Genomic DNA, 21,838 nt, shown 5'->3' with positions numbered 1-21,838 from the left:
ATATGTTGTGTTTTTCTGTTATCTATGTTATAATCATTATTGACTAGGACCTCTCACCGTTTTAGTCAAAATTTCAACAGAAAGGAGAAAAAATGAGTAATAACTTAGCAAAACTTGATTTGATATTGGCGCAAGGGAATATAGCGAAAGATACAAACCACAAGTTAATAGTCCAAACAGCTGCTGGACAATATATTGGCGAAATTTATGACCCTACTGATACAAAACATTCTTATGTATCTACGATTTCTCAAAACATAAAAGATATGCGACTTTCTGAATACGATGAAAAAAATCCAACAGCATTTTTTTTGGTAGATGTTGAACTTCGTACATCTTCGTTTGGGGGTCCATTCACAATGCCATATGTTTGCTTATTTATAGATCAGATTCTGGGCGTTTCAATGGGGAATTTAGAACAACCGATTGAAGAATAGCATTTTGATCTATTGCAAAGTCTATCGAGCTTCTGATAGACTTTTTTCTTTTTCCGCTATACGGATATCGTTTTGGTCTCATTCTTTCACCTCCTTGTTATTTAATTTCCAATGCAACACAAATCCTAATCATGAAGAGACTCGGTTTCTAATTTCAACTTAACCTCATTAAGCCGTTTAGTTGCTTCTTGCAATTCTTCGGCTTTTTTAGCTACTTCTCGACTAGCTTCTGCCAATTCCTCGACATTAGAAATTTTGATGCCGATACTTAAATTCTTCATTTTCACTTCACCTGTGCTCCTTTCTAATTGTCGCACTTATGCGACTGATTCGCTAAAAAAAATGAACAAAGCTTCATCTTTTGAAAGATTGAGCGTTGATACAATCATGTTCACTTCTTTGATTGAGAAGTTGCCATTTTGTTTCATCTTACGGTAAAACGTGCTTTTATCAATACCAATCTTGTTAGCAAGTTCTTCTTGCGTGGTATTGCGTTCAACAATTTTACCTTTTAATCTTGATACATCTACCATGTATTTTCCTTTCTATTTGTCGCACTTATGCGACTTGTTGTATTAAGTATAACACCTTAAATAGTAATTGTCAACAAAAAATCGCATTTTTGAAACTTTTTTATTGCATTTTTGAAACTAAAGTTGTAGAATTAAAGTGTAATATATAGGAGGCAATTATCATGAACGTTGGAGCAAAAATAAAATTAAGAAGAAAAGAATTAAAAATCTCAGCTGATGATTTGGCTGATGCGGTAGGTGTATCACGCTCTACTATTTTTCGTTATGAAAAAGGCGATATAGAAAAGGTTGGCCCTGAAGTCCTGAAAAAAATTGCTGATAAGCTACGTATTTCCCCAGCCGAACTTATGGGGTGGGCTGATGAAACTTCGGAAGAACCAACCTATTCAGAAACCGACCTACGAAAGATGGCAGAGAACGCTAAAACGTTTGACGGCAAGCCTCTTAATGAAGACGACATACAAGCAATTCAAAATATAATAGAAATTTATTTAAAAGGCAGATTATGAGCTTAGAAGAAATACGTGATCTGCATGGTGTCCGTATAGCCTATTTTGATAAGGAACTGTGGCATAGGCACGGCATTTATGTAGATGAGATAAAGATAGTATTCGTTAATAAGGCACTATCTAGTGAGGCCCAGAAAAGGGTCATATTACACGAATTAGGGCATCTAACTCATTCGAGGGGTGAATATACCATCAACCCGATAAAATGCGAGAATGAGGCCAATAGGACCATGATACACGCATTATTAGAGGAGAAACTGAGTCATGTAGATAAGGAGGATTTTAACTATTTACATTTTATGGAGAAACATAAATTAAAAACAACCACAGATGAACTGATGGTCATTGATGAATTTTATAGATTAGTGGGATAACTCAAAAAGGAGAAAAATATGGGATTATTTGGTGGTATTAAAGAGCCTAAAATATCAAAAGCTCAAATTTATCTTGAAGAACGTGGAGTGACAAACCTATCTGAAGAAAGTTTTGTCCAGGTAGAGAAGGTGATCAATGACCTATCTGGTAACGGTCTGATAAAAACGGGTATGGCTCTTAGTTTTGCAAAAGCCGAAGAGCAAGCAAAAGTAAGTTATCTTTCGGCGTTGGTAGAACAAAATTGGATATTGATTAGTCAAAACCAACAGATTATTGACGAACTGAAAAAGCTAAATAGCAAGTAAAAACAAAAAAGCCCCGCGCTCAGAAGTTTGGCGACCGAGAGCGTGAGGCAAGTTACAGGAAAAGATTGTCATAGAGATACCCTCTTATGATGTCTTTTCTTATACCCATTTTAACAAGAAATGAGGTAAAATTCAATGGAAATTAAATCTTACAAAAAGAAAAATGGCGAAACTGCCTACAAATTCAGAGTCTATGTTAGTAAAGAAAATGGAAAGGACAAGTATGTGAAGCGTCAGGGTTTTCAGACAAAAGCCAAGGCAAGAGCAGCACTTCTCCAGCTTCAAGACGACCTCGAGAATAGCGAGGAAAAAAGAAGGAAATCACTGTCAAGGAAGTCGCTGAAAAATGGCTCAAGGAATATGCTGACACCGTACAAGATAGTACCTACATCAAGACAGAACGGAATATATAAAATCATATTTATCCAACTTTAGGAAATCAAAAAATATCTTCTCTCACTCCTCTTCAGCTTCAGGAGCAGGTCAATGCTTGGTCCAAGAAACTTGTTTACGGACGTAAAATGAGAGGCTTGATGAACAATATTTGTAAGTATGCCATCCGACACGGATACATCTCAACCAATCCGGTTGAGAGCGTAACGACCCTTGTCAGAAAGCAAGCAGATACAGACAGCGATTTTTACGACAAAAATGAGCTAAAATCTTTCCTCAAGTTAGTATACCAAACAGATGAATTGAGAAAGAAAGTCCTCTTTCGTCTTCTAGCCTTCACAGGGGCTCGAAAAGGGGAGGTTTTAGCCCTCAAATGGGAAGACTGGAACAATAACACTCTGAGCATAAACAAAGCTATTACGAGAGGGTTTGACGGGGAATCCGTCGGTGCTACAAAAAACAAAAGTAGTAACCGATTGATTAGCTTGGATAAGAAAACAAGTGAGCTCCTCGCAGAGTGGAGAGAGATGAACCCTACTACTACTTATATCTTTGAAAATGAATTTGGAAAACCAATACCAGGATCACTACCACGGAAATGGCTACAACAAATTGTCAAAGATTCAGACATGCGCCCAATTAGGATCCATGGATTCCGGCACACACATGCCAGCCTATGTTTTGAAGCCGGAATGACACTCAAGCAGGTCCAGTACAGACTTGGGCACTCAGACCTAAAAACAACTATGAATATCTACACTCACATCACCAGAGAGGCTAAGGATGATATCGGTGAGAAATTCGCAAGCTATATTGATTTTTAAACAAATAACATATAAACAGACTCTTTGGATAAAAAAGGGTCTGTTTTTGGGTCTGTTAGTTCCAAAAAGGTTCAAAAAGAAATAGAAAGTATAAAACAAAAAACGTTGTTTTTACAACGTTTTAGAAAGTTTTAGAAAACTTTAGAAAGTATATATGGAGCCGGTGGGAGTCGAACCCACGTCCAAACATCTGCCAACATATTTGTCTACAACCATAGGTTATGTATTGCTTTAACAGCTCCTCGACACATAACTCAAGCCAAGAAACTGCGAGTCTATCAATCTCTTATCAAACTGCTAGACAAAGTTTGATCGTATCTCGCTAAAATTAAGACCTGTCATCAGACGCGAGCAATCCGAATCGGGTCACGCCTGCTGGTTTTTAGGCAGCTAGAGCGTAAGAAGTGTTATTTTTTGCAGTTATATTTAACTGAGCGTTTACGTCGCCACACGAGTCGCAAAATATGCCTCATAATGCCTGTCGAATCCGTAACGACCCCAAAATGATATACTCAAGTGTATCATTTTTTGGATAAAATGGCAAAAGAAAAAGAGGAATTCCTTCCTCTTTCATTCTTATTGTAAGTTCAATTTGAATTTTGTTACATAATGAACGGTAAAGTACATCGCTACAATTTTTACTAGTTCATAGATATAAGCCGGAATAAAGTTAACAGCCAATACATCACTAAGGGTATCATAATAGCCACTTGACAGATATGAAAGACTGGTTAACTCCACAGTAGGAAACATTCTTCCAATGATGCTAAGAACAACCCAAAGAATAAAACCAAAGACAAAGGCCATTACGACACGATGATTAATAAAAAGTTGGCCCAGTGAAATCGCACAATAGAGCATCAAAATCCCTGAAATGGTTGCTAACAATTGGAAAAACAAGGTTTGCCAAAACAGAGGGCCACCAATACGTTCAAGAAGTAGACCAAGCACCTCAAAGATATTCTGTTGTTGAGAAAGTCCAATTACACCTAGGAAAATAACCAAAGAAAGGACCAAGCTAATAAAACAGAAGATACTCCAAATCAAAGCAGAGGTAGCTTTTGCAAGTAAAACGGTATGAGAGCTAGTTGGCAAAGTCCAGGTCAAATAACCTTCTCGACCAAAAATATTATTGTAAAAACGACGAATAATAATGATATAGTTGGTCAAGGTCAAGCCAATGTAACCCGCAAAAATAACCAGAACAACAATTCCAACAATCGTATAGGTTGTATCTGCTGTATAACTTGCTGCGCCAGTAATAACACTAGAAGCTAATAAACCAGCAAAAATAGCGAGAATAGCAAGCACACCCGAAATAATGAGATACCACTTATAGGTTGCTTTTAATTCATATTTCATTAATTTCCCAAACATAAGAGCCTCCTAATACATTCTAAATTGTTCACGGAAGATCTCATCAATCGATTTACCGTATTGGTTACGTAAAACAGTTGTGTTTTCATGCAACAGAATACGACCTTGATTGATAAAGAGCGCTTCATCCAAGACTTGTTCAACGTCCGCAATCAAGTGGGTTGAAATCAATACTGATGAGTTTGGACGACGATTTTGAATGATGGTTCTAAGAATGTAGTCACGCGCAGCAGGGTCCACTCCACCAATTGGTTCATCAAGAATGTACAAATCCGCTTCACGGCTCATGACCAAAATTAATTGAACTTTTTCTTTATTCCCTTTAGAGAGTTGTTTCAATTTTTGCTCTGGGTGCAATTGTAAATCGTTCAACAATTGATAGGCACGTTGCACATTGAAATCTTTATAGAAGTCTTGGAAGAAACGGAGAGTCTCTGAAATCTTCATATTCTCATCCAAATAAGTTGTATCTGGTAAATAAGAAACGACTTGTTTGGTTCTTGCAGACGGCACTTCACCATGGATGTAAACATTTCCCGAAGTAGGTTGCAAAAGCCCATTCACTAATTTAATGATGGTTGTTTTACCACTTCCGTTTGGTCCTAACAAACCAATGATACGACCCGGTTGAATATTGACACTCACATCATATAAGGCAATGTGCTTACCATACACTTTTTGAACATGGTCTAAGTAGACCAAAGGGTACTGATTCATAATCTTCTCCTTAATTTAATAATGATTCTATTATAACCTTACTAAGAAGTGATTGCAAGATATAATCGTAAAAGAAGATATAATATTCGTACTATTTGACATCCAAACTATCTTCGCAAAAAAAGAGGAACATCCATTCCTCCTTTAAAACAATTTTATTTAATTCCTAGAGCAATTCGCGCATAGCGGCTCATCTTCTCAACTGTCCAAGCTGGATACCAGACCAATTTCACATCGACCTTGGTCACTTCTTCCATTCCTGTTAAAGCATCATAAATCTGATCCGTCAGCAAGTCTGCCAATGGACAGCCCATGGTGGTGAGGGTCATATCGATTTCTGTTTCACCAGTTTCACCATCAAACCGAATTTCGTAGACCAAACCAAGGTTGACAATATCTATACCTAATTCAGGATCGATGACCTGCTCTAGATTTTCAAGAATACGGTTTTTAATTTGTTCGATTTCTTCTGTCGTATAACTCATTCTTTACTCCTTCTTCACTCAGTTCAACCCCAGGAAGAATTATTTTGTTTACAGCAAGCCCTAGATTCAAAGGGCTCTAGAAAAGGGCACCCGGACCTAGGTTGCTTTCCCATTTCTAGGCGACCATTAAAAAGGGCCACTGGACCTGGGCCACTCTCTTTTTTTTTGGTGGCCGTTAAAAAGGTCCCCCGGACCTGGGTCGCTTCTTCATTTCTAGGCGACCGTTAAAAGGGGCCACTGGGCCTGGGTCGCTTTTTTATTTCTAGGCGACCGTTAAAAATGTCCACTGGACCTGGCCACTCTTTTGTTTTTGGGTGGCCGTTAAAAAGGTCCCCCGGACCTTTTTAATCCTCTATAAAATCACGTAATGGTTTGCTTCTGCTTGGGTGGCGGAGTTTGCGGAGGGCTTTGGCTTCGATCTGACGGATCCGTTCACGGGTCACGTTGAAGACATTCCCCACATCTTCCAAGGTCCGCATTTTTCCATCATCCAAACCGAAACGGAGACGAAGCACATTTTCTTCCCGGTCTGTCAGGGTATCGAGGACTTCATCCAATTGTTCGCGGAGAACCACTCGAGTGGTGTAGTCTACTGGATTTTCAATTACTTCGTCTTCGATGAAATCTCCCAAATGGCTATCGTCTTCTTCCCCGATTGGTGTTTCAAGAGAAACAGGCTCTTGGGCAATCTTCAAGATTTCGCGCACCTTATCAGGCGTCATATCCATGCGTTCAGCGATTTGTTCAGGCGTTGGGTCTTGTCCCAATTCTTGCAAGAGATTGCGTTGCTCCCGAACCAATTTGTTAATGGTTTCCACCATGTGGACAGGAATTCGAATGGTACGGGCTTGGTCTGCGATAGCACGAGTGATAGCCTGACGGATCCACCAAGTAGCATAGGTAGAGAACTTGAACCCTTTGGTATAGTCAAACTTATCAACGGCCTTCATCAAGCCCATATTTCCTTCTTGGATCAAATCCAAAAATTGCATTCCACGACCAACGTAACGTTTCGCAATGGATACAACCAAACGAAGGTTGGCTTCTGCCAAACGTTGCTTGGCTTCCAAGTCTCCTTGTTCCACTAAGATAGCCAATTCTTGCTCTTCTTCATTGGTCAAAAGAGGAACGACCCCAATTTCTTTCAAGTACATCCGTACTGGGTCATTGACCTTGGCAGAGTTGCTTCCAAGCAATTCCTCATCCGTCAACTCTGGTTCTTCCTCTTCATTGTTCAGGACACGCGCACTTGGATTTCCTTCCTTATCCGTGATGGAAATCCCTGCATCTTGAATCCGTTGCAACAAATCATCAATCCCATCGGCATCCAAGGTAAAAGGAATGACCAATTGATCATTGATTTCATCATCTGTTGCAGTACCACTTTTCTTATGACTACGAATAAACTCTGCAATTTGGACATCTAAAGTTGTGATATCTTTTTGTTCTTTCGCCATTCCTACTCCATTCTTCTTTTTTGAGCGATTAAGCGCTCGAGTTCCAATAAAGCCTGATCCGCATCTCCGCTGTGAGAGGCTTCTCGGACTTTCTTTCCTATTTGTTGACTTTCTTTGCGAAGAAGCTCCCGTTTTCTCGTTTCTTCCACTTCTTCCAACTCATTCTCCGCTATTTCATCCGGTAAATTTTCTTCTAACATCAGATACCAGGCCCGTTGCACTTCCTCTGTCTGCTCTGACAAATCCTGCGATGTCACTTCTCCATTTTGACAAAGAAGTTGGTACAAGGTCTGTAAGGCAGGGGTATCAAATGAAAAATCTGTCCGAAGACGATATTCATTCAAAACATAAGGAAAAGCATTCATCCGATGAAGGAGATGATTCTCCGCCCGGACCAGACGAGGCAGTTGCTTTTGGACAACAGTTGGACTAGCAACTGGATCCTGGGCCTGAACTTGTCCTTGCTCCTGACGTTGGCTACGCATCTGAAGGCGACTAGCATTAACCGTCTGTTCTACCTGCATATAATCAAAGTCGACCAAGAGATCGGCTAATTTATAAATATAGGTATTCTGTGCCGTTACAGATGGCGTCTGAGCAATTAAGGGAGCCATTTTTTCGACAAATTCAATCTGCGCCTGCAAATTTTCAATATTATCTGGCTTCCAATAATCCATGAGAAACTCTACGCGACTGAGACGTGTTTTTTCCAATAAATCCGCCAAAGCCTGAGGAGAATTCTTATTGAGATACTCGTCTGGGTCCATCTGATCAGGAATTTGAACAACCTCTACCTCCTGTTTTTCCAGGACCTCCAAAGCTTTTGCTGTCGCCAGCCTTCCCGCCTTATCCCCATCATAGGCCAAGATAACCTTTTTGGTAAATTTGCTCAGATGAGCCACATGTTCCTGCGTGAGGGCTGTCCCCATAGAAGCAACGGCATTCTCAATCCCAGCTCGGTAGGCTGCGATGACATCCATGAATCCTTCCATCAGATAAAGCTCATGGTTCTTCTTAGCGACCTGCTTGGCCTTGTCCAAATGGTAGAGCTCATAACTCTTGTTAAAAAGGAGCGTACCGCGGCTGTTCTTGTATTTCCCCTGAGGCTTTGCTCCCTCAGCTGATTCACGCCAGAGTCGACCAGAAAAGGCAATGACTCGGCCAGTATCATCCGACAAGGGAAACATGATGCGATCTTGAAACGCATCATACATGATCCCCCTATCACTAATATGAAATAAACCTGAGTCGGCCAGAATATTTTCTGAAAACTTCCCTGAAACACTCTGAAGCAGATAATTTCCTTCTGCTGGTGCAAGCCCTATTTGAAAATGCCGAAGAACCTCATCATCAAGGCCTCGATCATACAAGTATTGCCGAGCCTCTTCACCCATCTTTGTCGTCATCAGGATGGCATGATAGAACTTGGCAGCCTCTTGATGGATTTCATAGAAGGGCTGTTTCTCATCTGCTTGTTGGGGCCTAGACTGACTTGGAGGAAGAGTCTGGACACGAATGCCCACCTGATCTCCGACAATTTGAACAGCTTCCATGAAGGAGACACCACGATAGTCTTCGATAAACTTAAAAACATCGCCTGAGCGACCACAACCAAAACAATGATAGAATTGTTTATCCTCGACCACATTGAAAGAAGGCGTCTTTTCACCATGAAAAGGGCAGAGACCTAAAAAGTTTCGTCCTGCCTTTGTCAATTGAACGACTTCTCCGATTACATCTACAATATTCACACTGTTTTTTATTTCTGAAATCAGTTGTTTGTCAACCATAAACAGTGCCTCCATTTTACCATAGAATATCATTAACTATTTTAAACTAATTTTTGTCAATTGTAAATCATCCGCATTGATTTTCACCCGATTTTTCCACATTTTTCCTGAGTTTTGAAAGCCTCCATTTTTCTTAAATCAACTTTTTAAAAAAATTTGAGCATATTTATTGAATACGAAAAAAATTTTAGTTATACTATGCTCTGTAAAATTTATTATGAAAGGACATATTTAGGATATGTTAAAAGATTTGAAAGCTTTTCTCCTTCGTGGGAATATTGTTGACCTTGCTGTCGCAGTCGTTATCGGAGCTGCATTTGGAGCTATCGTAACATCATTTGTTAACGATATCATCACTCCACTTATTTTGAACCCAGCTATGAAAGCTGCTGGTGTTGAAAAGATTGCACAATTGTCATGGAACGGTGTTGCTTACGGTAGCTTCTTGAGCGCTGTTATCAACTTCCTTGTTGTTGGTACTGTTCTTTTCTTCGTAGTAAAAGCTGCTGAGAAAGCTCAAAACCTTGGTAAAAAAGAGGAAGCTGCTGAAGAAGAAGCTGCTCCTACTCAAGAAGAGTTGCTTGCTGAAATCCGCGACTTGCTTGCAAACAAATAATCAGATAAAAAGATCCGATCTTCTAGCTAGAAGGTCGGGTTTTTTATCTTCAATTTTTCTAGAGAAACAAAAAACAGACCGAAGTCTGTTCTTGTATTCAATTAGAATTTTTTACGTTTACGAGCTGCTTCTGATTTACGTTTACGTTTTACAGAAGGTTTTTCATAGAATTCACGTTTGCGTGTTTCTTGAAGAGTACCAGCTTTAGTAACCGCGCGTTTGAAACGACGAAGAGCATCGTCAAGAGATTCATTCTTACGTACTACTGTTTTTGACATGTTTTTCACTCCCTTCAAGTTCAAGATCTATTCTATTCTACACGGAATTCTGTAGATTGTCAAGAAAAAGTTAAAGGAAGTATGCGGTAGAATTTTTTAGAATGTTCATCCATGGCTTATGAGAAGAACTTGTAACCGAGTTGTAAACAAAAAGACCGAACAATTTTTCTTGCTCAGTCTTGACAGTGATACATTTATCCTGTATCATTAATTAAAGACTGAGTAAGAAGGTGAGGTTCTTACTCGGTAAGGCGGAGGTGTTGACGCACCTTCGTCTTTTTTTATTCGATTAAGTTAGTTAAATTATAACACACCTAAACCCACTAAGCAAGTATTTTCTTCAATTTTGTAGCACAAAAAGCCTTTCTTTTGAAAGGTTGTTTTTATATAACTTGTTATATATCTTTTTATCTATTTATTTGTCCAATAAGCTCGTAGACTTTCCTTTTTACTCAACTTATGAAGGCTATATTCTCGCTCAATTTGATTTAATTTTATCTTGAAAGCTCCAGCTGACAATGATTCTAACTCAACTAATTTTTTATAATCTTCTCTCCAGGAACCAAAAAATAAGTCTCGTAGTTTATCCTCGTAGCTAAGTACAATGATTTGGCTCATGGTTTCAGCTCCCCAAACTGTCCAGTACATACCACGTTTCTTCATTCGGTACGTAATCTTTCTATGTTGACTTTCCATAATGCCTATACCTGCATGACTGAAGCCTCGTAGCTCTGCTGGTTTAGTGTACTGAAAATTATTAAGCAGCTTTCTTTTAAAATCTTCAAAAGCTTCCAGTTCTTCTTCAGTCAAAACCAATGCTTCAGTTGTATCAAGAACTGTACGAAGCTTCCCTTTGTCATGTTGCTTAATCGCTTGAAAAGCTCTATCAAGAAGCTCCTCTGAATAGGGCTTGAAGAACTTTTTTAGTTTCTGGTTTACGTGATACTCGTCCCAAAAATGCTCATGTAGTTTGATTTTTAGCGCCTTAGCAATCTCTTTAAAAATATAGGGTGTATAACCGTGACCACCATCAGAATTAGTGATCAGCAATGTTTGGTCAGTTATCTCATAAGTATTGTAAAGGTAATCCAAGACTTGTTCCCTAACTAAGCGATTATCCAGGGCTACAAATTCCTTTTTATCCTTCAGTTCAAAGCGGTTACTCCCAACTTTATGACTTCCTGTATGCACTACGAAATGAGACAAATCATAATGACGATTATCTGTATCGACATCACGTGCCTTTACCATAACACCATCACCTTCAATATAGATAACATCGACTTTTTGTTTGTCTCGATTAATAGACTCCTCATAGAAACGATAAGCTGCACGTTCTTCAAGCAGCTTATCACAAAGCTTAACGGCTTGAACTACTGTAGGCTTAGTGATCGTAATGTGATAAGTCAGTTGAATAACCTGCGTGACTTTATCATAAGGCATCATCGTAGATAATCTAGCAATCTGATACATAAATTCCCAGGAGAATCGAACATTCTTCTTTAGTCCTAGTTTTTCATCTACTGGAACTACCCATTTATCCCCCTTCTTCCATCGACGGCGACGGAAGGTAAATTCCCCAAACGTAAAAGCAACTGTACGTTCCATAGAATGTACACACGTGTATCCTCTAGCTTTCATAACTGGGACCATCTGATCGTCATACTTGGTCACAAAGTCATAAAAGTTAATCGCATTTTGCTCAGATAGCTGCTCCTTCAGTTCTCTTTCATCAAAGGTCGTCATTTGCCCTCTTCCTCTCCTTTAATTTTGAAATAACGAGCCTTATTTTATAGATTCAGCATTTTCTTTTCAAATATATTTTAATTCTGAATTAAAAAAGCCCTTCCAGCAGATGATGGAAGGACTCCTACGTTGAACCATTATTTAGTTTTTAGCTTTTTAGCATCTTTAATGGCTCTTATCTGTTCATCAATAAACAGCCCAGTGATGAGGGCAAAAGGGAGACCTATTAGCATAAGAATCCCTGTTTCTAAAAAGTCTGCAATGAACGAAAAGCCGCCTGAGAAATGGACTCCTATAGCAATGATGATAATTGGCAATACTAGAACAGGAACAAACTTCAGTGCTAGCAATCCAATAACTAGCAAGAAGAACATATTTAAACCAATAGACTGATAGAAGATATACAGCGCTATTGCTGCTATCAACCACCAGAAAGTTTGAACAAATTTTTTGATGGAAATAAAAATAATCATAGTCTTTCTCCTTGGGTCATATATGGAATAAGCCTTATCTTTCCTGATTCTTGAGCTTCCGCTGCATCTTCTCCCATTCCTGGACAATTACTTTTTCCAGATAATCTGAAGCTGACTTAGCTCCATGGAATGCGACAAGCTCTTCAAGCTTCTCATAACGGACATCATAATGCAGCGAAAATGGATAACGCCCTTTTTTATTATAGCTCTCAGGAGCCTTTTGAGCTGCCGTTGTGCGAGGCGTTGGAACACGTCGCTTAGGTGGTTCTTTTTCAAAATTATCCCTTAATTGAGCAAAGCGATTATCAGACATTAGGCAACCTCTCTTTCTAGTACTGTTAAAATGTTTTCATAGACATACTCTATATTATCATAAAATTTCTGGTGATCTTGTTTTTGTTTAGCAGTCATTTGTTCACGTTGTTCAAAAACACTTTGGTTAATGACTAAACTTTTGGCCACCAGTTCTTTTTTCTGAATGGAGCCCAGATAGGCTTCATCTTCCTGGACAACATCCAAAAATTGTTTGCAGGTATCTGTCACATTATTACCGTAGTACTCGATTTTATTACCAATGAGATAAGCATCAGCTTTCACATAGCTTTTCTTTGTGATAACTTCAACAGCTTCACTCTTGATGTAATCGACAAACTTCTTAAGAGCCAACCAAGCACGAAAACCATTTGTGGACGCATCCGTTACTCCTAAAACAATATCTGAAACAGCAATAAAGTTTGCAGTCACTAGGCTTTCATCATTGTGAGTATCAATCAAGATAATATCAAATTGTTCAGCTAACTCTTCATAATGTTCACTGAACCACATAAACAACTGAAGGTATTTGTTATTTCGACTGGCTAAATCTAACTGTTCATCTGTTAGTCGTTCATCTCCACGAATCAAACTAAGGTTATCATTGATCCGACAAATTTCATATTCCCCGGTTGTAAAAATATCATAGATTGTCTTTTCACTCGTTACATCAAAGGAATGCGTTAAGTTACATTCTCTAGCTCCATCAATTAACAAGGTACGCTTATTTTTGACACGTGACAACCAGTCTCCCTCATTGTACGTGTGGCTACTTTTTCCACCGCCCCCTTTATCGAGGTTCGTTGTTTGAATCTTCATAAAAACACTCCCTTTACTTGCGATTAGTTATATAAATTGTTATATAACTTCTTATATCTCTATTTCATCTTATACGCTAACCTTTGTCAATAAAAAATACACAAAAAGTTATATAACTTTTTGTGTATTTTTTATTCCCTATCCATAGGTACCACCAATATTGCCGCCAACATAGGATTTCAGCTGAATTTGATTAACTGTTGTATTGAAATTTCCTACGAAATAGCAATTATCTTCTCCATCCTTTGTCAGAACAATCAGAAATTGAACAACATCTTCATTTTCAGATGGCATCACTTCTAGTTTAGATGATTGGTATTCATAATCATTTATCAGAAGAACCATTGCAAGGGTTTGAACCATTCCTGCTTGACTCATTGAAAGATGATTTTCTAAAGTACCTTTGACTTTTGACAGATGACCTAATTTCTTAATATCACCAATAGCTTCATCAAAGGCTTTAAGGACTTGTTGCTTCTTTTCCTCGCTACTCTCTGAGTAAGGGTGTTCTAACTTCAATTTAGCTGTTCGATAGTTCTTTTCGTCCGCTGTTTCTTCTTTAGGAGGATCTGAATCCTCTTTCTTTGGTTTATTTGAGACTTGCTCTGTCTGAGGAGGTCTATGAGTACTTTCTTTAAACTTAGAAAATATACCGAATCCTGCCAAGGCAACTAATAGAATAACAACAAAAACCATAATGATGTTCTCCTTAATCCAATTAAACATGATATTCCTTCTTTTCTTTATTTGATTTTAGGTTCTTTATTATCAGGGTAGGCGTAATGAAAACCATCTGACTTTTGTGTTGATGGACTAACAACACGATAGTTCCAAGTATCAATTACTCCATATTTATTGATTCCTGATAAAGGAGTGTTCTGTTCGACAATCAAGATGGAACCATCTTCAAACACATGACAGACAATCCCTGTGTGATTAGCTGCTGCGTTAGTCGAGAAGATCGCACCACGTTTAGGACTCGTTTTCGTACTATTTCCAAATCGAGTACTTGCCCAGGAGCTTGCCTGTCTATCACCATTACCAATAACAGTTCCTGAACCACCCCATATCTGATTTCCAAGACTAACCGTGAGATCCACACATTGGCCTGAATGTTCAACCCAACCAGTTGGCCCTTTATAGGTTAGTCCATTCTTCGATGGATCAATAATATACTGCTTCAAACTATCTGGAAGATCATCTGGTTTATAACCCCAAGCTGTTGCATCAGCTGGAACTGTTCCTGTCCCATCTGTTGCGCTTTCTGAAGAGGAAGAATCACTACAATCTGAAGAAATATCGCTGTCGGTAGAAGTATCAGATGGGGCGTTGCTACTGTCTCCAGGTGAAGATGCTGTCGCTTTGTAAGGCTTTTCTCCATGAGCACTAATCGCTTCCTTATCCAGCCACTCATACTGTTTTCCAAGCGTATTATACATATCAACAAGCTTGGTTTTATAGGTGCCATCAGTAGCCCAGCCACCATCTGCGATAGCACTTAAAGTTGCCACACCATCTGTATTGTTAATAGCCTTCGTATAAAGGGATTGGTGAGCCATAAACTCAGCCTTACCGACAATACCAGCATCATAACTTGCAAACCAGGTATATGCGCCACCTGTTCCATCTCCGACGTTGGCCCCAGGCTTCGTTCCTGAAAGGTCAACACTATTTTCACCATAAGTTGCAAGCGTGACAGGGAAATTATCCTTGCTAGAGGTTTTAACCCCTCCCATATTATGGGCTTGCCAGAAAGATGTTCCGTTAGGGTTAGAGAAGTTAAAGCCATTCTCAATCATCGTCTGCGTTATCGATGCAGATGGTAGAAAGCCTCCAGCTTTCCAGGAGAGGATATAAGCTTCTTTATGTTCCTTAACAAAAGAATCAATTGAACCATCACCTGAGGAGACAGATGTGGTCGTTGACGTTGACGTAGAAACTTCTGTTGAACAATCTGAATTAGAGCTACTAACAGCCCCTAAAATTCCTGCTAGTATCGATACACTTACGCTGATGACAAAGACTAGGGAGACAAGAGGAAGTAGTATTTTTAAGTAAACTGCTTTTTTCATGTCTTACCTCGTACTACCATAAGCCAAGAATCGTTTTTAAGATGGCATAAACAATTAAGAAAATAACAAAGCCAATTCCAATTTTTTTCAAACTTCTTAGAAATTCTTGATCACGTGCTTTCTGTTCTGCTAAACGATCTGGATCAGGTTCTTCTTCAGAAGCAAAATAGTCCCTAATTTCCTGATTCCTTACCTTTCGGATAGTGATGTAATTATTTATAGCCTGCTTTCGTCTTGCGATTGGTCCTAGTTTTTGTGGATCCTTTTTTGACATGTCATTCCCCTTTCTATTGGATACCGCCATAGCGTTGTACTTCAGGAGCTAGAAGCTGCTGGTTGAAGACCAAGTTCCCGACACCTGCGATATTCATAAACAGTTGTCCTTTCGTCAAACGTGGCAGCGTCTCTAACTCTGACTGATTCATAGACCCAGCCAAGGCATTGGTAAGTAATGGAATACTTGTTTCATCTGTCTGAGCAAAAACACGGTATTGCATCAGTCCGAAAATACGTTGAACAGCTGTCACGTATGGATCTTTATGGTTTCCTACTCCAGATTCAAAGAGAATCCCCCTCAGAGAGTTAACTGATAGAACAACACCTGCAAAGTTTTCTCCCATGGAATCAATCATATCTGCCAGTAATTCAACGCTGCTTTCATACTTAGGATTGATCAATGTTTGCGCCTCACTGATATTAACGACATAGTGTTCCATATCCATCTCAGTAAGATGAGAATTAGATTTTAGGAGCTGCTTACAGCGTTTACCATTGTTGACAATATCGGCTGAAACTAAGGACAATACTGAAAAGATTTGAGCATTGAGCAAGTGAGGGGTGCCTTTAAGTCCTGAAAAATCAAAGGTTACTACTTGCTCTGAAGAAATATCTTGAAATTCTGTTGTTCCTTCAAACATCTCCGCATTCGTTGTGAGAAGCTCATTAAAGGTATTATAGATACGATTAACAGATTTAATTGCGATTTCATCAGGCTTCCCTTGGCTCATTAGACTACGCTTATAGTCTTCCGCATACAGAATAAAATCAGATAGAATAGGATATTCTTCATTTACTAAGTCCGTAGCCTTTAGCTTTTCTGGATTCAGCTTAGGATTACGTGCCCATAAGCCTTCTTCAATATAAAATTCATTCAGCATACTACCGAAAGTTGTTAGGTCATCACCTGTTACTTCACTGTTTAGTAGCTTGAAGATGCTCTTGAGTTTCTGGATATGAAGGTTATAAGATTTCTTCTTATCGATCTCTGTTCCTTCCTCGTTGGTAACCGTTGGAAAAACTTGGAAAATGTTGATACGGTTAGCTTCACCTGATAAATCCAAGATAACCCCATGTTGCTGTCTTGTTTGCTCCAGGAAAGCACCGTTAGCATCAAAGTTACGAATATAGTTCCCTTTGGCATAAAGACCGTCCGTATGCTTCAAAAGGAATGAGCGTTGGCCCATCTTAGGGTTCCCTGAAATGATCATAAATGAGCGAGTTCGGCGTTCATCACGTTCTAGGAAGTTGAAATTGACAGCTCCCTTCGTCGGTGTCCAGCCCATATAAACGCCTCTTTGATCCTCTAGCTTAGTGTGATTAAAGAAATAACCACCTGCTAGATCATGTGCTCTAATAGGAATCCCACGTCTGCGATTAGGCAAATCTATTTGATACTGTGCTGGGATAAAAGGGGCATGATATTCAAAATCCAACTCCCCTGAGAGAATCGTTGACTTAAAATTTGACGTCTTATCTTTAATATCCTCAACTTTTTTAAACAAATCTTCTTTAGTTGAGGCAGAGGAATAGTTTCGGACGTACATTCCTAGCATCGCAATATTTTTCTTCGTAATATCACGATCCAGCTGAGTCAGATCCTTGATTTCATCTAATTCTTGTTGGTTATCAACGATTTTACTGTTACCTGTAATACGAGTTGATTTTTCTTCAATGGCATCTTTAATTTCTTGCTTCAGTTCTTTATTATTTGCTCGATAGAGGGACAAGAAAGAACGTGTCCCAGGAATCAACATCAAGTCAGATAACCAGAAACGATCTAAATCTTCTGACGGGTACTCGTAAAAATGAAGGGCGGTATGATAACCGTCACCACTCATCCAGGAGCGGTCATCTTTTTTAAAGTCAATATTTCCTTGTGGTTGAATGCGACTGAGAAAAGCAAGATCATAGCCTTGTGCTTTCAGCTGTCGTTGTCTGCGCTTTGATAGTTCTGGCATGTTCTCCTCCTATACTTTTTCATTCATGTTGTTAAACTGCTTGATAATTTGTTCTTTCTTAACCCTGGTTATTTCTTGAGGAACAAAATCATTATTTCCATAAGACTTAGCCTTACGCACCAAATCATCTAATTCTGTAGTCGTCGGTGCAAAGAGCCATAGAATGAACTCAGTGTTATAGATCTCCTGTTGGATGCTCTCTTCTACCTGAATTTCATTTCTCAGCAGCAACTCCCGATCATGCAGCTGCATATAGCGACGTGAATCAGGCAAGAGCTTGGCCATTTCCTGACGAACCAGACTTAAATGGTGACGTAGATCCATAATCTGAGTATCTGTATTAGTTGGCAAAGTGGTTGTCTCAATCTGAATATCAGTATTAAAGTCAGTCAACCATTTTTCAAAATTATCAATCGTACGTCGGATCTCGTTATATGAAAGTGAACCTAAGTCTTTTCCTGGTATCTCCATCAGTTGAAGATAGCCATAATCGACCAATTGAATGTAGGCTTGACGATTATCAATAATTGATTTGACATCCAGCAACTCTACACAAGAATGGAGATCAAAATATTCTTGACTTTGCTTTTTTTCTTGCTTACGTCCCAATTGTCGCTTGACTTCAGGCTGGGATTGATTTTGTTTAATCGCCATTAACGTTTAACTCCTCTCTGGTAATTTAGGCTGATATAACGTTTGCGTCGTCTCCTAAAAAAGAGAAACATGCTTTGCCAATTCTTCTTCCCACCATTGGTTGGCAAAACCAGATAAAGACACATCAGCGGTGTTAATAGTATGAAGGCTATTAATTGTGGCCATTGGCTTGTAGGAAAAATCTTTGTTCCTACTGAAAGAGCAGCAACCGCAGAACCTCCTACAAACACAATATCAGCCATGAAAAGACCTATGATTTTTACTTTGGCATAGATGTCACGTGGGACCCCATATTTTTCATCCATCTATCCATCTCCTTTCTCTTAATAGTTCCATCTTAAGAGATAATGAAAATTCTTGCGTTAAGGGGACAAACCATCTCCAGCTGAGAGTTTCGAATAGTTTTTATATAAAAAGTTATATATCTTTGTATATAAAAAAGAAGCCTCAAGACTGAGACTTCTTCACGAAATTGAAAAATTCTTCTTCTGAAAAAATAGTAATCACTTGTCCTTCAGCTATTCGTGATAATGCTGCTTCATACTTCTTAGACCTCCTGTCTGGCTCAAAGAGATCTAATTGTTTGTGGCCAGCAAGTAAGACATCCGTTTGACTGGAGACATAGTTCTGAACGACAGCTCCTCTTTCTTCTAAAAAGGATATGACATCTTGTCTTGTCATTGGACGTAGACTTCCTGTAACCACAACAACCTTTCCCCTAAAATCAAGCATAGACGTTATTCGTCACTTTCATCGATTTCTGCACCTTTAATGTGACTTTGACCCTGCATCCGCTGACCTGCTTGCTGCATTTGTTGGTTCATATAACTCATTTGGTGCATTGATTTTTGAAAGTTCTGCTTGTGTGAAGGGGTTCCTTCAAACTTTTTCGGCGTATCTCCTGTAGCGTTTGGAAACGGCGGATTATCTACTGAAGGTGTGGGATCACTAACCCCACTAAACACTTCACCAGATGGTTCTGAAGAAGGTAATGTAGGATCTGTAATGCCACCGCCAGCTGGGCCAGCATCTGAAAGTGATTCAAAGCCAGCCGAAGCATCTGGATCAAATGGTGATACAGGTTTGACTTCTTCTGGATAGCTATGATCTTTCAGACCTCTATAGACAGCATCATGAGCAGCCTGTTCTTTTTGACCTAAGTTATCAGCTACGCCACCTGCAAAGTCTTTTACTTTACCGACAGCTTCTTTACCTGCAAGGTCAGCAGCACTGAACATATTACTCAAACCGCCTTTAGCAGCATTCACAACACCTTGATCTTTGACAGCATTCCATGCTCCTCGAATACCGCCTCCAGTTGTGGCTAGACTATTTCCAATAACTTTACTTCCTGCTGTAACAGCTCCAGGGGCTTTTTTAGCCATATCTATACCAAAGCCACCAATACCCATCATACCATGACCGATAGCTCCTGCTCCAGTCGCAAAGGCATTACCCATCATCATAGCTCCGAGTAATTGTTGAGCTGTATCACTGTGGCCAGTTGATACACCAAGCCAACGTTCAATCATCGTTACCCCTTGCATAGCTGCAAAGAAGATACCGATGTAAACAAGCGAAGCTGCAAGACATTGTTCCCACATATTAAGACCATCAAAGAAGCCACCTGATAGCTTCGTAACCGCTGATACAGACAAGGTTGGTAAATCACGACAGATTTCAAGAGTGACACGCATAATCACTACTTCAAAGAAAATACCTGCAAGCGCTCCTCCCATGGTACGGAGAAGCTCTTTATATTTCTTAGAATTGGATAAAGACGAATATCCCTGAATAGGAGAAATCAGACCTTCAATGAGAATATCAAAGACTGACTTAACAAATTTGATGGACATAGCAATCAACAAGACAATCAGGATAATGTATTGCATGAACATTCCTATCCAGTTGACATGATAACGCATGTAGACGTGCTCAAAAGCGTTCAATTGTCCCACGATACGGTGTTCAGTTATAGTTTCAACTCCATTTTGATTAGCATTCAATTTATGCAAAAACAGACCTTTCATCCCACTATGCTTATCTTCAAACTCATCAAGCAGCTTTGTATTAGTTGTCCCATAAGTTGCTCCAAAATCAATTCGTGTCGCAAAGTCGGTTGTATCTCGCTTATCTGGACTATCCGTAATATTATTGACAGGTGTTGACCCCTCTCTAGGAGGCTTTATATAACCATAGTCATCCAGCGGAAAAAGTTCCGTTGAAAAGTCGTTGTCAATCAATACTTTGAGATCAACGATATTATTCTTCATCGGCTGGATAGCTAAAGAAGAATACTGCTTACTACCATCTGGTGCCTCACTGGATACCGTTTGGATATTCATAGCATCCTGCGCAATGGTAGTAGAAATGGTTGTTAAAGCTAAAGGCAAGACTGACGTTACCATGGTTACCAAAAGGAAATTGGTAATCACACCCTTGTACTTCACGGGTTTAGTGAAGACTCCAGTTATCGCCGAAACAACGAGAATCAGGCTAAAGAGGGTGGTCCCAAGAACCTGAAACCAGAAGAAGAATTTGCCTATAACCGTGTTACTATCCCCTAAATAGCCAAATAATCCAAAGAGCTTAAACATATTATTAAAGACATGTTCAAGGCTAGCTGTAATCGAGTATAAGGCTTTAGCGATAGCGCCAGGGATATAAGCTAGAAAGGAAAGAAATGCTGGGGTAGAGTCCAGGTAGTTACTCCAGTACGAGTAAAACTGAGCCACTTTCTCACCATTTTCGCCTGTAATATCACCATTCATATTCTTGACCTCATTAACGAGGTCAGAAAAGGTTTGATATGACAATAAAGATACCTACTTTCTATATAAGATACCTTCATCGTAAGGGATAATAAAAATTCTTGCGTTAAGGGGACAAGTCACAGGAAAAGAAAAAAGCCTCGAAATGAGACTTTTAAAATTTTATTCACTTTCTCCTGCAAAATCGAAATATCCACCCTCTACTGCGTAATCTCTACGTAGTTCTATGATTCTTATTTTTTTCCCACCTTCAGATAAAACAATCTGATAAAAAGAATCAGAATTATCCAGGTTATCTTTTTGATAGCTTATAACAATTGTAAAATTATTTTTACCATCTAGTTCTTTCTCTAATTCCTTTAGAGCAACTTTAGGCTCAGTAGGTAGTGATTTATCCGAAACCACCTTGTAATAAATTTCTTTGTCACCACTCTTTATTGTTTTATTCTTTTTATCAAAAATAAGTTCTTGTCTACCACCTGAAAAAACTAGACCATCATAAGCAGATACTGAAGATGAACCCAAATAGCTATCCTTTAATTCAGTTTTGATGATATCCTCAGTCGATTTCTTGCCACATGCTGCCAGTGCAATAATAGCAATAGCTAATACTAAAAAACTTAATATTTTTTTCAACTTCATAATAATTTTCTCCCAG

General features: G+C 39.1%; 26 protein-coding genes, 1 other RNA gene and 1 pseudogene. 6 read left to right on the top strand and 22 right to left on the bottom strand.

Features of this window, described 5'->3' with window-relative positions; genetic code table 11:
• Window positions 1-92 precede the first annotated feature (92 nt).
• Window positions 93-437: a hypothetical protein gene (locus tag AC3E8G_RS02750; protein ID WP_490676961.1), complete on the top strand. Its 345-nt coding sequence runs from the start codon at window positions 93-95 to the stop codon at window positions 435-437.
• Between the two features lie 125 nt (window positions 438-562).
• Here the strand turns inward: AC3E8G_RS02750 and AC3E8G_RS02745 are convergent, their stop codons facing one another.
• Window positions 563-718 carry a hypothetical protein gene (locus AC3E8G_RS02745; RefSeq protein ID WP_490676960.1) on the bottom strand — a complete coding sequence of 52 codons (156 nt, stop codon included), beginning with the start codon at window positions 716-718 and terminating at the stop codon, window positions 563-565.
• A gap of 36 nt (window positions 719-754) precedes the next feature.
• Complete coding sequence (locus tag AC3E8G_RS02740; protein ID WP_490676959.1) at window positions 755-970, bottom strand: helix-turn-helix domain-containing protein; 216 nt, start codon at window positions 968-970, stop codon at window positions 755-757.
• 161 nt (window positions 971-1,131) lie between these two features.
• Between AC3E8G_RS02740 and AC3E8G_RS02735 the strand changes: the two genes are divergently transcribed.
• The 4 genes and pseudogenes from AC3E8G_RS02735 to AC3E8G_RS02720 all read left to right on the top strand — a co-directional run bounded on the left by AC3E8G_RS02735 (window position 1,132) and on the right by AC3E8G_RS02720 (window position 3,376).
• Complete coding sequence (locus AC3E8G_RS02735) at window positions 1,132-1,479, top strand: helix-turn-helix domain-containing protein (RefSeq protein ID WP_490676957.1); 348 nt, start codon at window positions 1,132-1,134, stop codon at window positions 1,477-1,479.
• On the top strand, window positions 1,476-1,853 hold the full coding sequence (locus tag AC3E8G_RS02730) for an ImmA/IrrE family metallo-endopeptidase (protein WP_490676956.1): 378 nt from the start codon (window positions 1,476-1,478) through the stop codon (window positions 1,851-1,853). The genes AC3E8G_RS02735 and AC3E8G_RS02730 overlap by 4 nt, the downstream gene beginning before the upstream one ends.
• 18 nt (window positions 1,854-1,871) lie before the next feature.
• Window positions 1,872-2,159 carry a hypothetical protein gene (locus AC3E8G_RS02725; RefSeq protein WP_490676955.1) on the top strand — a complete coding sequence of 96 codons (288 nt, stop codon included), beginning with the start codon at window positions 1,872-1,874 and terminating at the stop codon, window positions 2,157-2,159.
• 135 nt (window positions 2,160-2,294) lie between these two features.
• Window positions 2,295-3,376, top strand: a pseudogene (locus AC3E8G_RS02720) (tyrosine-type recombinase/integrase).
• A 152-nt stretch (window positions 3,377-3,528) separates the two neighbouring features.
• On the opposite strand, the gene ssrA reads toward AC3E8G_RS02720, so the two are convergent.
• From ssrA to dnaG, 6 genes are all read right to left on the bottom strand, one after another.
• Window positions 3,529-3,876, bottom strand: a transfer-messenger RNA (tmRNA) gene (gene ssrA, locus AC3E8G_RS02715).
• 76 nt (window positions 3,877-3,952) lie between these two features.
• Window positions 3,953-4,753, bottom strand: coding sequence for a hypothetical protein (locus AC3E8G_RS02710; RefSeq protein ID WP_048691012.1), 801 nt, complete (start codon window positions 4,751-4,753; stop codon window positions 3,953-3,955).
• 9 nt (window positions 4,754-4,762) lie between these two features.
• The gene (locus tag AC3E8G_RS02705) at window positions 4,763-5,470 is read right to left on the bottom strand and encodes an ABC transporter ATP-binding protein (RefSeq protein ID WP_048691014.1); all 708 of its coding nucleotides are present in this window, start codon (window positions 5,468-5,470) and stop codon (window positions 4,763-4,765) included.
• Window positions 5,471-5,625: 155 nt separating this feature from the next.
• Window positions 5,626-5,955, bottom strand: coding sequence for a metal-sulfur cluster assembly factor (locus AC3E8G_RS02700; protein ID WP_006596590.1), 330 nt, complete (start codon window positions 5,953-5,955; stop codon window positions 5,626-5,628).
• A gap of 344 nt (window positions 5,956-6,299) precedes the next feature.
• A complete protein-coding gene (rpoD, locus tag AC3E8G_RS02695) occupies window positions 6,300-7,412 on the bottom strand; it encodes an RNA polymerase sigma factor RpoD (RefSeq protein WP_490676954.1) in 1,113 nt (370 codons plus the stop codon).
• A 2-nt stretch (window positions 7,413-7,414) separates the two neighbouring features.
• Window positions 7,415-9,202, bottom strand: coding sequence for a DNA primase (dnaG, locus tag AC3E8G_RS02690; RefSeq protein ID WP_048789665.1), 1,788 nt, complete (start codon window positions 9,200-9,202; stop codon window positions 7,415-7,417).
• Between the two features lie 238 nt (window positions 9,203-9,440).
• On the opposite strand from dnaG, the gene mscL reads away from it, so the two are divergent.
• The gene (gene mscL / locus AC3E8G_RS02685) at window positions 9,441-9,818 is read left to right on the top strand and encodes a large conductance mechanosensitive channel protein MscL (RefSeq protein ID WP_048689389.1); all 378 of its coding nucleotides are present in this window, start codon (window positions 9,441-9,443) and stop codon (window positions 9,816-9,818) included.
• A 101-nt stretch (window positions 9,819-9,919) separates the two neighbouring features.
• On the opposite strand, the gene rpsU is transcribed toward mscL, so the two are convergent.
• From rpsU to AC3E8G_RS02615, 14 genes are all read right to left on the bottom strand, one after another.
• Window positions 9,920-10,096, bottom strand: coding sequence for a 30S ribosomal protein S21 (gene rpsU / locus AC3E8G_RS02680; RefSeq protein ID WP_000048054.1), 177 nt, complete (start codon window positions 10,094-10,096; stop codon window positions 9,920-9,922).
• 411 nt (window positions 10,097-10,507) lie between these two features.
• Window positions 10,508-11,842: an ISLre2 family transposase gene (locus AC3E8G_RS02675; RefSeq protein ID WP_490676953.1), complete on the bottom strand. Its 1,335-nt coding sequence runs from the start codon at window positions 11,840-11,842 to the stop codon at window positions 10,508-10,510.
• A 137-nt stretch (window positions 11,843-11,979) separates the two neighbouring features.
• On the bottom strand, window positions 11,980-12,315 hold the full coding sequence (locus AC3E8G_RS02670; protein WP_017646922.1) for a hypothetical protein: 336 nt from the start codon (window positions 12,313-12,315) through the stop codon (window positions 11,980-11,982).
• Between the two features lie 34 nt (window positions 12,316-12,349).
• Window positions 12,350-12,628 (bottom strand): hypothetical protein, encoded by a 279-nt coding sequence (locus AC3E8G_RS02665; protein WP_017646921.1) that lies wholly within the window; start codon window positions 12,626-12,628, stop codon window positions 12,350-12,352.
• Complete coding sequence (locus tag AC3E8G_RS02660; protein WP_017650617.1) at window positions 12,628-13,446, bottom strand: ParA family protein; 819 nt, start codon at window positions 13,444-13,446, stop codon at window positions 12,628-12,630. The genes AC3E8G_RS02665 and AC3E8G_RS02660 overlap by 1 nt, the downstream gene beginning before the upstream one ends.
• A 138-nt stretch (window positions 13,447-13,584) precedes the next feature.
• Entirely contained in the window at window positions 13,585-14,172 is a 588-nt protein-coding gene (locus AC3E8G_RS02655; protein ID WP_241526323.1) for a hypothetical protein, read from the bottom strand.
• A 17-nt stretch (window positions 14,173-14,189) separates the two neighbouring features.
• Window positions 14,190-15,518, bottom strand: coding sequence for a glucosaminidase domain-containing protein (locus tag AC3E8G_RS02650; protein WP_490676952.1), 1,329 nt, complete (start codon window positions 15,516-15,518; stop codon window positions 14,190-14,192).
• A gap of 13 nt (window positions 15,519-15,531) precedes the next feature.
• A complete protein-coding gene (locus AC3E8G_RS02645; RefSeq protein ID WP_017646918.1) occupies window positions 15,532-15,792 on the bottom strand; it encodes a hypothetical protein in 261 nt (86 codons plus the stop codon).
• A gap of 13 nt (window positions 15,793-15,805) precedes the next feature.
• The gene (locus AC3E8G_RS02640) at window positions 15,806-17,755 is read right to left on the bottom strand and encodes a virulence factor (protein ID WP_017646917.1); all 1,950 of its coding nucleotides are present in this window, start codon (window positions 17,753-17,755) and stop codon (window positions 15,806-15,808) included.
• 9 nt (window positions 17,756-17,764) lie between these two features.
• Window positions 17,765-18,409: a TraC-like domain-containing protein gene (locus AC3E8G_RS02635; RefSeq protein WP_000985696.1), complete on the bottom strand. Its 645-nt coding sequence runs from the start codon at window positions 18,407-18,409 to the stop codon at window positions 17,765-17,767.
• Window positions 18,409-18,714, bottom strand: a complete 306-nt coding sequence (locus AC3E8G_RS02630) for a DUF5592 family protein (protein WP_000343796.1) — start codon at window positions 18,712-18,714, stop codon at window positions 18,409-18,411. The genes AC3E8G_RS02635 and AC3E8G_RS02630 overlap by 1 nt, the downstream gene beginning before the upstream one ends.
• A 142-nt stretch (window positions 18,715-18,856) precedes the next feature.
• Window positions 18,857-19,141, bottom strand: coding sequence for a BRCT domain-containing protein (locus AC3E8G_RS02625; RefSeq protein ID WP_000883908.1), 285 nt, complete (start codon window positions 19,139-19,141; stop codon window positions 18,857-18,859).
• Between the two features lie 5 nt (window positions 19,142-19,146).
• Window positions 19,147-21,225, bottom strand: a complete 2,079-nt coding sequence (locus AC3E8G_RS02620) for a pLS20_p028 family conjugation system transmembrane protein (RefSeq protein WP_490676950.1) — start codon at window positions 21,223-21,225, stop codon at window positions 19,147-19,149.
• A 117-nt stretch (window positions 21,226-21,342) separates the two neighbouring features.
• Complete coding sequence (locus AC3E8G_RS02615; protein ID WP_490676977.1) at window positions 21,343-21,822, bottom strand: hypothetical protein; 480 nt, start codon at window positions 21,820-21,822, stop codon at window positions 21,343-21,345.
• Window positions 21,823-21,838 lie beyond the last annotated feature (16 nt).

It is taken from the genome of Streptococcus sp. SCPM-O-B-15294 (M123), from assembly GCF_058200455.1.
This window is presented reverse-complemented; position numbering and strand designations above follow the sequence as displayed.

Coding starts and splice junctions, on each gene's coding strand:
- AC3E8G_RS02750 (WP_490676961.1), top strand. CDS start 93: ATGAGTAATAACTTAGCAAAACTTGATTTGATATTGGCGCAAGGGAAT.
- AC3E8G_RS02665 (WP_017646921.1), bottom strand. CDS start 12,628: ATGTCTGATAATCGCTTTGCTCAATTAAGGGATAATTTTGAAAAAGAA.
- AC3E8G_RS02730 (WP_490676956.1), top strand. CDS start 1,476: ATGAGCTTAGAAGAAATACGTGATCTGCATGGTGTCCGTATAGCCTAT.
- AC3E8G_RS02635 (WP_000985696.1), bottom strand. CDS start 18,409: ATGGCGATTAAACAAAATCAATCCCAGCCTGAAGTCAAGCGACAATTG.
- AC3E8G_RS02675 (WP_490676953.1), bottom strand. CDS start 11,842: ATGACGACCTTTGATGAAAGAGAACTGAAGGAGCAGCTATCTGAGCAA.
- AC3E8G_RS02640 (WP_017646917.1), bottom strand. CDS start 17,755: ATGCCAGAACTATCAAAGCGCAGACAACGACAGCTGAAAGCACAAGGC.
- AC3E8G_RS02670 (WP_017646922.1), bottom strand. CDS start 12,315: ATGATTATTTTTATTTCCATCAAAAAATTTGTTCAAACTTTCTGGTGG.
- mscL (WP_048689389.1), top strand. CDS start 9,441: ATGTTAAAAGATTTGAAAGCTTTTCTCCTTCGTGGGAATATTGTTGAC.
- AC3E8G_RS02655 (WP_241526323.1), bottom strand. CDS start 14,172: ATGTTTAATTGGATTAAGGAGAACATCATTATGGTTTTTGTTGTTATT.
- AC3E8G_RS02745 (WP_490676960.1), bottom strand. CDS start 718: ATGAAGAATTTAAGTATCGGCATCAAAATTTCTAATGTCGAGGAATTG.
- AC3E8G_RS02660 (WP_017650617.1), bottom strand. CDS start 13,446: ATGAAGATTCAAACAACGAACCTCGATAAAGGGGGCGGTGGAAAAAGT.
- AC3E8G_RS02705 (WP_048691014.1), bottom strand. CDS start 5,470: ATGAATCAGTACCCTTTGGTCTACTTAGACCATGTTCAAAAAGTGTAT.
- rpsU (WP_000048054.1), bottom strand. CDS start 10,096: ATGTCAAAAACAGTAGTACGTAAGAATGAATCTCTTGACGATGCTCTT.
- AC3E8G_RS02710 (WP_048691012.1), bottom strand. CDS start 4,753: ATGTTTGGGAAATTAATGAAATATGAATTAAAAGCAACCTATAAGTGG.
- AC3E8G_RS02700 (WP_006596590.1), bottom strand. CDS start 5,955: ATGAGTTATACGACAGAAGAAATCGAACAAATTAAAAACCGTATTCTT.
- AC3E8G_RS02645 (WP_017646918.1), bottom strand. CDS start 15,792: ATGTCAAAAAAGGATCCACAAAAACTAGGACCAATCGCAAGACGAAAG.
- AC3E8G_RS02740 (WP_490676959.1), bottom strand. CDS start 970: ATGGTAGATGTATCAAGATTAAAAGGTAAAATTGTTGAACGCAATACC.
- AC3E8G_RS02735 (WP_490676957.1), top strand. CDS start 1,132: ATGAACGTTGGAGCAAAAATAAAATTAAGAAGAAAAGAATTAAAAATC.
- AC3E8G_RS02625 (WP_000883908.1), bottom strand. CDS start 19,141: ATGCTTGATTTTAGGGGAAAGGTTGTTGTGGTTACAGGAAGTCTACGT.
- AC3E8G_RS02650 (WP_490676952.1), bottom strand. CDS start 15,518: ATGAAAAAAGCAGTTTACTTAAAAATACTACTTCCTCTTGTCTCCCTA.
- AC3E8G_RS02630 (WP_000343796.1), bottom strand. CDS start 18,714: ATGGATGAAAAATATGGGGTCCCACGTGACATCTATGCCAAAGTAAAA.
- AC3E8G_RS02615 (WP_490676977.1), bottom strand. CDS start 21,822: ATGAAGTTGAAAAAAATATTAAGTTTTTTAGTATTAGCTATTGCTATT.
- rpoD (WP_490676954.1), bottom strand. CDS start 7,412: ATGGCGAAAGAACAAAAAGATATCACAACTTTAGATGTCCAAATTGCA.
- dnaG (WP_048789665.1), bottom strand. CDS start 9,202: ATGGTTGACAAACAACTGATTTCAGAAATAAAAAACAGTGTGAATATT.
- AC3E8G_RS02725 (WP_490676955.1), top strand. CDS start 1,872: ATGGGATTATTTGGTGGTATTAAAGAGCCTAAAATATCAAAAGCTCAA.